We start from the raw sequence: 8572 nt of genomic DNA on the forward strand, positions 1-8572 counted from the left end.
TTAGTATTGTAAAATTATCAATTTTATTTTAAATTTCCTTAACTAAACGACATTGGTATATATGTCATGAAAGACTTATTGGAATTAGAACCAATAAGTCTTTTTTTTCGTTTATATAGTAAGTAATCATTAGAAAGGAGACTAATTATGAAAAAGAAATTACTCCATATCGGAACCTTACTATTCTTATCTGTAACGAGCGTACTATTCTTATTTAATAGCTTATTAGCAGGTGACATAAAAAATTTCTTACCCCTAAAAATATCACCAGAGATACAAATAGAAAATTTTGCTCCACAGCAAAAGAATATCTATTCTCCTCAAGAACTTCAACGTATTTATATGTTTGAGCATATACATAAAAGTGTTGAAAGAGGCAAGAAAGGGATTTCTTGTTAAAATTAAATTAGAATCTGCAAGATTTAATATTATTAAATTGCTACTTCAACATTTAGATGCTTATTGGTTTATATGAGACAAATCATATAAACCAATAAGCATCTTGTTTTTAAATAGTTAGCTATCAATCCCCTTTTTACTGTCTACTACAATAAAATACCTATGCACATTTCATATTTTTACTAGTTTGTACGAATTTAAAAATTTATTTTAGTAATGCAGATGTTGTGTTAATATGGGTCCTACCATAGTTACTATGTCTGATTTGAATGATAAAAATGGAATGCAATTTATGTTTCATTTTATTCGAACCTATTAACAAGTATGAAAGAGAAAAAAGGAATTGCTTTAATTGAAGATGACCCTTGGTTGGAACCTTACGAAGAAGAAATTCAAGATCGCATCACTCGATATAAACGTGCTTTAAAAGAAATTAAAGAACACTACGGTGATTTATTAACTTTTGCAACCGGACATAAATATTACGGAATCAATTTTGATGAGGATCAACGTGGTTGGTTTTATAGAGAATGGGCTCCTGAAGCGTATGAAGTTTACCTTACGGGAGATTTCAACGACTGGGATAGACGTTCACATCCCTTAACACGAAATAATTTTGGCGTATGGGAAATATTTCTTCCCTATGATTTATATCAAAAACGTTTTGTACATAAAAGCAAAATCAAAGTACAGATAGTAGGTGCAAATGGCACCCACGATCGCATCCCTGCATATATAACACGTGTCGTTCAGGACACCGACACAACCGACTTTTCTGGTCAGCTTTGGTTGCCGCAAAAACCATTTGAATGGACGGATCGTGATTTCAATTTGCGTAAAATTAAAAACCCGATTATCTACGAAGCGCACGTTGGTATGGCGCAAGAAAAAGAAGGCGTTGGCACCTACAGAGAATTTGCGGACAAGATTGTTCCACGCATCCGCCAAATGGGCTATAACAGCATTCAATTGATGGCTGTTATGGAACATCCTTACTATGGATCTTTTGGTTATCACGTTTCAAACTTCTTTGCTCCTTCTTCACGTTTTGGAACACCAGAAGATTTGAAATACTTGGTAGACCGCGCACATAAATATGGTTTGGCAGTAATCATGGATGTGGTTCACTCCCATGCTGTGAAGAATTTATCTGAAGGTTTGGCTGAATTTGATGGCAGCGATCATCAATACTTTCATCCTGGCGATAGAGGCTATCATACAGGTTGGGATTCAAAATTATTTGATTACGGAAAATTAGAAGTAAAACGTTTCTTGCTTTCTAACTTACGTTATTGGTTGGAAGAATTTCATTTTGATGGTTTCCGTTTTGATGGTGTAACGTCTATGTTATACTTCGACCATGGAATGAAGACGTTTGATAATTACGATACGTATTTTAAAGGTGGCGTAGATTATGATGCCGTAACGTATTTGCAATTAGCAAACGAGGTTACGCACCGATATTTAAAAGATGCCATTACTATAGCGGAAGATGTAAGTGGCATGCCTGGCTTATCTCGAACAATTAAAGATGGCGGAGTTGGTTTCGATTATCGTTTGGCTATGGGCATCCCCGACTTTTGGATTAAGTATTTAAAACATTTAAAAGATGAAGAATGGAACATCTATGAAATGTGGAATACATTAACCAACCGTCGTTATAAAGAAAAGACAATTGCCTATGCTGAATCGCACGATCAAGCAATGGTTGGTGACAAAACCATTGCCTTTTGGTTAATGGATAAAGAAATGTATTTCCACATGCAAGTGGATGATGCAAACCCTGTCATTGATCGAGGGATTGCAATACACAAACTCTTGCGCATGTTTACATTTGCATTAGGTGGTGAAGGGTATTTAAACTTCATGGGAAATGAATTTGGTCATCCAGAATGGATTGATTTCCCAAGAGTGGGTAACGATTGGAGTTATCAATATGCTCGCAGACAGTGGTCGTTGGTTGACAATCCACGATTAAAATATCAATTCTTAGGTGCTTTTGACGAAGCAATGATGCGTTTGGTACGTAAGACTCGTCTACTCGCTTCAGGTCCAGCGAATCAATTGAATATGGACGACGACAATAAGGTAATTATATTTGAACGCAACAATATGATTTTTGTGTTCAACTTTAGCGTAAGTAATTCAGTATTCGGTTACAAATTCAAATCTTTTGGTCCAGGCATATTTGAGATCGTTTTAAATAGTGACGACACACGTTTTGGCGGTCATGGTCGAGTTGACGATTCAGTTGAATACTTCACGAATGAAGAAGGTCAATTGAGTATTTACACACCAAGCAGAAGTGTGTTGGTATTTAAGAAAAAAGAAGCGGCTGAATAATTATGAATTATACGTTATGAATTATGAATAAGTCCTGTAGTTTGAATGCTGCAGGACTTATTTTTGTTTTAAATCTTTTAATAACCATCTCATGAAAACAAGTTGCATCAGCAAAAAAGAAATTGAATTAGGTGAAGCTATTAAAGGGGAAGATATAAGAGAAGGTATTTTCAATTTAATCAAAATCGATTTTCCGGAATTAGATAAAGAAAAATACATTTCACTTGATGAGTTGAATAAATACAGACGGTTATACTTAACATCTTTAATTATTCAAGAGAAGGGTGAATTAGCTGTCATTGATCAAGATGTACTCAATGCAATTAAAAATAATTCCATACTTTCAGAAAACATTATAGATGAGAACGAAACGGACCTAACTTTTGGCGAAAGCATTGCCGACAAAGTAGCATCGTTTGGAGGCAGCTGGACATTCATTATTACTTTTTTCTGCTTTATTATTGTATGGATGATTATTAATATTTGGTTATTGACGACAAAACCATTTGACCCCTTTCCTTTCATTTTATTAAACTTAATCCTTTCTTGTTTGGCAGCCATACAAGCGCCCATCATTATGATGAGTCAAAACAGACAAGAACAAAAAGACAGACAACGCGGAGAACATGATTATAAAATCAATTTAAAGGCAGAACTCGAAATAAAACTATTAAGCGAAAAAATGGATCATATTCTTATTTATCAAAACAAAAAATTATTAGAAATACAAGAAGTCCAAACAGACTATTTGGAAGATTTAATGAAAGAGATTAAGAAAAAGTAATTGATTATCAGCCAAATTTGATCAGTCTTTTAAGTTAGTATAATACTACCTATTAATCGAAATATTAATTTTAATAACACAAACTTAATGAGCTAAAACGGAGTTTTATCCCTTATTTTTTTGTATCTTATATACCATATACATGATGTATATATTTTTCAAATTATAAGATTAACATTTCAATAATGAATTTAAAAAAGATCCTACCTGCCACAACACTCTTTACAGATTTCTTTAACAGTGAAAAATCAGGCGGTATATTATTAATCTTTATAACAATCACTTCCCTCATATTATCCAATACAGCATTTGGTACTAATTATATTGAATTTTGGAATACATCATTTAACCACCATACCATTACTCACTGGATTAACGACGGTTTGATGACCATATTCTTTTTGTTAATTGGTTTAGAACTTGAAAGAGAAATATACGATGGAGAACTTTCGGATTTAAAATCAGCATCCTTACCCATATTTGCTGCGTTGGGTGGCATGATTGTACCTGCGGGTATTTTTATTGCATTTAATTATGGCACTGCAACTCAAGATGGCGCAGGGATTCCCATGGCAACCGATATCGCATTTGCCATAGCAATCTTATCGCTATTAGGTAGCCGTATTCCATTATCGTTAAAAATATTTTTAACAGCACTAGCAGTTATGGATGATTTAGGAGCCATCATTATCATTTCTATCTTTTATACAAATACTATATCCTTACTGAATCTATTCCTTGCATTGGGTACATTCGGAATTTTACTCGTTTTAAACCGATTGAAAATCCGAAATCTAATACCTTATTTAATTGGTGGTGTTATTATGTGGTATTTCATGTTACAATCTGGTGTACATGCTACTATAACAGGAGTATTATTAGCATTTGCAATACCATTTGGCAATGGAGATAAAAAGTCTTCATCCTATATTTTACAACATTTTCTGCATAAACCAGTGGCCTTTATTATACTTCCCATTTTTGCGTTAGCAAGTACCGCTATTGCAATTCCAGATACGTGGCAAACAGGTTTGTTGTCAAGTAATAGCATCGGGATTATTTTAGGACTATCTGCAGGAAAAGCAATTGGTATCTTCCTATTTTCTTTTTTAGGAGTTAGCCTTGGACTATGTTCCTTGCCAAGTGATTTAAACTGGAAAAACATTATTGGTGTGGGTTTTCTAGGTGGCATTGGCTTTACCATGTCTATATTTATAACCGTATTAGCCTTTGATTCGATAGAATTAGTAAATGAATCCAAAATAGCCATTATTATTGCTTCAATAATATCTGCCATTTTGGGTTTGGTATTTTTACGCTTCACAATAAAAAAGAATAACACCGTACTTAATTAATAGCATACTAATTTACACTATTCAATACACCTTTATATGGAACAATTTGAAAAACAATTAAAACGCATGCAAGAAGGCAAGGGCTTTATTGCGGCATTGGATCAAAGTGGAGGAAGCACGCCCAAAGCATTATTAGGCTATGGCATACAAGAAAGCGCATACAATGGTGAAGAAGAAATGTATGAGTTAATACATACCATGCGCTCTCGTGTTATCACAAATGAATCTTTTACTGGCGATAAAATACTAGGTGTTATTTTATTCGAAAAAACACTTAATAGTACAATTGAAGAAATTCCGACTACAGAATATTTGTGGAAGAAAAACATCGTTCCGTTTTTAAAAATTGATAAAGGCTTAGAAGAAAAAGAATTCGAAGTTCAATTAATGAAAGCCATTCCTCATTTGGATGAAATCATTCAGGATGCAAAAAAGAAAGGTGTATTCGGAACAAAAATGCGTTCGGTTATTTATGGTTATAATAGAGATAGTATAACCAAAATTGTTCAACAACAATTTAATTTTGCTCGTGTCATTATCGAAAACGGTTTAGTACCAATCATCGAACCGGAAGTAGACATTCATGCACACAATAAAAAAGAAATTGAAATGACTTTGAAGGAAGAGATTCAACATCAATTAGGTTTACTAAACACAAGTCAACATGTGATGTTAAAACTCACCCTACCTTCTGAAGACAATTTCTATCATGAACTTACACTACACCCTCAAGTTGTGCGTGTAGTAGCATTATCTGGCGGATACGATATCGATGAAGCAACAGATAAACTATCCAAAAACAAAGGAGTGATAGCAAGCTTCTCTAGAGCATTATTGGATGATCTTAGAGTAAATCAATCCGACGCAGAATTTACTAAAACGTTGTCAACTGCAATTGATCGCATCTATACGGCGTCGATTACATAGTACGCTTTATATATCTAGAACTGATTTAATTCTATTCATTAGAAAAATCAGTATTTCACGAATGCATTGCTTAAAGGTATCCCAAGCAATGCATTCATTTTTTATAGCCACATAATGATTTAAATCACATTTCGCCAAAACACCCATTACAAAGGCATACACATTACTTATTTTTCGTATCTTTGACCATTCATTTTAACGCTATCGCCATGTCTGAAGAAACTACTGCTTGTCCAAAATGCAAATCACCCTACGCGTATGAAGTAGATTCAATGATGGTTTGTCCGGAGTGCAACTACGAATGGAATCCCTCAGAAATTGAAGAAAACTTAAGTAGCGAGACAGTTATTAAAGATTCAAACGGAAATATTTTACAAGATGGCGATACCGTAGTAATCATTAAAGACCTACCCGTTAAAGGAGCACCCAAAGCGATCAAGGCAGGCACAAAAGTGAAAAACATTCGTTTAAAAGATGGAGATCATAACATAGACTGCAAGGTTGATGGATTTGGTGCAATGGCATTAAAATCAGAGTTTGTTCGCAAAGTTTGATTTGATTTTGGGTTAAAAGATTGATTCATTGGATTGCATGTGTCTGAATTTGTCTGAATCATCATCAATGGATTAACAAAATTACATTTCCACCTTTTTTAAAAATCCCAACAAAGCTATAATTATCTAAAAATACACATTGGAGAGTGTTTTATTTTATCGCTTTTAGTCTTAAGCACTAAGCTTTAAGCTCATATTCTTGTTTCCCCTTTAATAATTGTGGAACTTTGCGGTTCCTATGAAAAAGAAAGTTGAAATACTTGCTCCTGCCAAAAACCTATATCAAGGTATGGCAGCTATTAATGCTGGAGCAGATGCAGTGTATATTGGTGCACCTCAATTTGGTGCTCGAACCAATGCAACCAATTCAGTTGAAGACATTACTGAATTAGTGCGCTATGCGCATCTATTCAAGGCGCAGGTTTTTGTCGTATTAAACACTATTTTATACGACAATGAATTGGCAACCTGTGAAAAATTGATTCATGAATTGTATCATACAGGTGTTGATGCATTGATTATTCAGGACATGTCTATCATGGAAATGAACATCCCTCCTATTGTCATTCACGCAAGTACCCAAGCAAACAACCGTGATCCAAAACATGTTAAGTTCCTTTCTGATGCAGGAATGAAACGTGCGGTGTTGGCTAGAGAATTAAATTTAGATCAGATTAAAGATATTTCTAAAGCAACAGATGTTGAATTAGAATTTTTTGTTTCGGGCGCCTTATGTGTTGCCTTTAGTGGTAACTGCTATATGAGTATTGCCGGTGGCGAACGCAGTGCGAATAGAGGCTCTTGCGCACAAAACTGTCGCTTGCCTTACAGCTTAACAGATGGTACAGGTAAAACATTGATTGCAAACAGCCACTTATTATCCATAAAAGATTTAGATTTAAGCGATCAACTACCGAACCTTATTGAAGCAGGAATTACATCCTTTAAAATTGAAGGTCGCTTAAAAGATCTCGTTTACGTTAAAAACAACGTTTCATATCTTCGTAAAAAACTAGATAGTTTTCTTGAAAACAACGAACGCTTTGAAAAAGCATCTTCGGGCAGAACGTTTTTCAATTTCGATGCCGAAATGGATCGCAGCTTCAACAGAGGATATACAGACTATTTTGTTAATAAAAGAACGGCCAGTATTGGCTCTTGGGACACTCCAAAATCACAAGGACAAGTTATCGGCAAGGTACTTGAAGTAAAAGCAAATGGCTATGTGATTGAAAATTCGGATAAGCTAAACAATGGTGATGGTTTGTTTTTCATAAATGAAAAAGATGAAGCCGACGGTACGCAAATTAATACGGTTACAAATGGCATTGTTATTCCCAATAATTACAAACCCATAAAAGTCGGCACGATGATATATCGAAATGCCGATGCTGAATTCAACAAATTGGTTGAACGAGAAGACAGTGCCATTCGTAAGATCGGAATTTCTCTTACATTCAGCGAAACTGCAACAGGCTTCAAGTTACATGCAATTGATGAAGACGGACACACTTCTACTTCAACACTTGAACTAAGTAAAGAAGTAAGTAAGAATAGTGATGGAGTAATAGACAATATTAAAAAGAATTTATCTAAAACAGGAAATACCCCATTTATCGTTGATGCTGTCACAATCGATTTATCGGAGAATTGGTTTCTACCGATTTCAAAAATAAATGAAATAAGACGTATTGTCTTAGAGGATTTGATTGATGTGCGTGTAGCAGCGTATGTAAGGAAAGAACATCAGATTCAAAAAACAGAACACCCCTATCCGGTGCAACAATTAGATTTCATGTACAATGTGTCAAATAAAATGGCGCGAGCATTTTATCACAGACACGGCGTAACAGAAATTGAACAAGCGTTTGAATTGCAATGGGATCCTGGTAAGGCGCGTGTAATGACAACCAAATATTGTGTAAAATATGAATTGGGAAAATGTCCGATTCATCAGCGCGAAACAATGGGAGAAAAATTAATAGAACCACTTGTGTTAAAAAATGGCGACAACGAATATAAATTAAAATTCAATTGCAAGCCATGTGAAATGGAGATCTGGGAGAAAGATGCGGATTTGGTATTTGATGAGGAGGAGTATTGAATTATGAATGATAAATTATGAGTTATAAATAAAAAAAACATAAATAGTATGAATTCATAATTCATAATTCATAATTCATAATTCATAATTCATAATTCATAATTCA

The 8572-nt window shown here is 34.4% G+C and carries 7 protein-coding genes; all 7 read left to right on the plus strand.

Annotated features, from left to right (window positions below):
• Positions 1-147: 147 nt before the first annotated feature.
• The 7 genes from Q0543_RS14280 (at position 148) to Q0543_RS14310 (ending at position 8466) form a co-directional block, all read left to right on the plus strand.
• A complete protein-coding gene (locus Q0543_RS14280; protein ID WP_299254514.1) occupies positions 148-399 on the plus strand; it encodes a hypothetical protein in 252 nt (83 codons plus the stop codon).
• Positions 400-723: 324 nt separating this feature from the next.
• Positions 724-2742, plus strand: a complete 2019-nt coding sequence (locus tag Q0543_RS14285) for an alpha-amylase family glycosyl hydrolase (RefSeq protein WP_299254517.1) — start codon at positions 724-726, stop codon at positions 2740-2742.
• 91 nt (positions 2743-2833) lie between these two features.
• Positions 2834-3526, plus strand: coding sequence for a DUF1003 domain-containing protein (locus Q0543_RS14290; RefSeq protein WP_299254520.1), 693 nt, complete (start codon positions 2834-2836; stop codon positions 3524-3526).
• Between the two features lie 185 nt (positions 3527-3711).
• Positions 3712-4881: a Na+/H+ antiporter NhaA gene (gene nhaA / locus Q0543_RS14295; protein WP_299254523.1), complete on the plus strand. Its 1170-nt coding sequence runs from the start codon at positions 3712-3714 to the stop codon at positions 4879-4881.
• 36 nt (positions 4882-4917) lie between these two features.
• Positions 4918-5808, plus strand: a complete 891-nt coding sequence (locus tag Q0543_RS14300; RefSeq protein WP_299254526.1) for a fructose bisphosphate aldolase — start codon at positions 4918-4920, stop codon at positions 5806-5808.
• 209 nt (positions 5809-6017) lie between these two features.
• A complete protein-coding gene (locus Q0543_RS14305; RefSeq protein WP_299254529.1) occupies positions 6018-6362 on the plus strand; it encodes a zinc ribbon domain-containing protein YjdM in 345 nt (114 codons plus the stop codon).
• A 238-nt stretch (positions 6363-6600) separates the two neighbouring features.
• Complete coding sequence (locus Q0543_RS14310; RefSeq protein WP_299254532.1) at positions 6601-8466, plus strand: U32 family peptidase; 1866 nt, start codon at positions 6601-6603, stop codon at positions 8464-8466.
• Positions 8467-8572: the final 106 nt, after the last annotated feature.

This window comes from uncultured Cytophaga sp. (assembly GCF_937863595.1).
GTDB lineage: Bacteria > Bacteroidota > Bacteroidia > Cytophagales > Cytophagaceae > Cytophaga.

Coding starts and splice junctions, on each gene's coding strand:
- Q0543_RS14280 (WP_299254514.1), top strand. CDS start 148: ATGAAAAAGAAATTACTCCATATCGGAACCTTACTATTCTTATCTGTA.
- Q0543_RS14285 (WP_299254517.1), top strand. CDS start 724: ATGAAAGAGAAAAAAGGAATTGCTTTAATTGAAGATGACCCTTGGTTG.
- Q0543_RS14290 (WP_299254520.1), top strand. CDS start 2,834: ATGAAAACAAGTTGCATCAGCAAAAAAGAAATTGAATTAGGTGAAGCT.
- nhaA (WP_299254523.1), top strand. CDS start 3,712: ATGAATTTAAAAAAGATCCTACCTGCCACAACACTCTTTACAGATTTC.
- Q0543_RS14300 (WP_299254526.1), top strand. CDS start 4,918: ATGGAACAATTTGAAAAACAATTAAAACGCATGCAAGAAGGCAAGGGC.
- Q0543_RS14305 (WP_299254529.1), top strand. CDS start 6,018: ATGTCTGAAGAAACTACTGCTTGTCCAAAATGCAAATCACCCTACGCG.
- Q0543_RS14310 (WP_299254532.1), top strand. CDS start 6,601: ATGAAAAAGAAAGTTGAAATACTTGCTCCTGCCAAAAACCTATATCAA.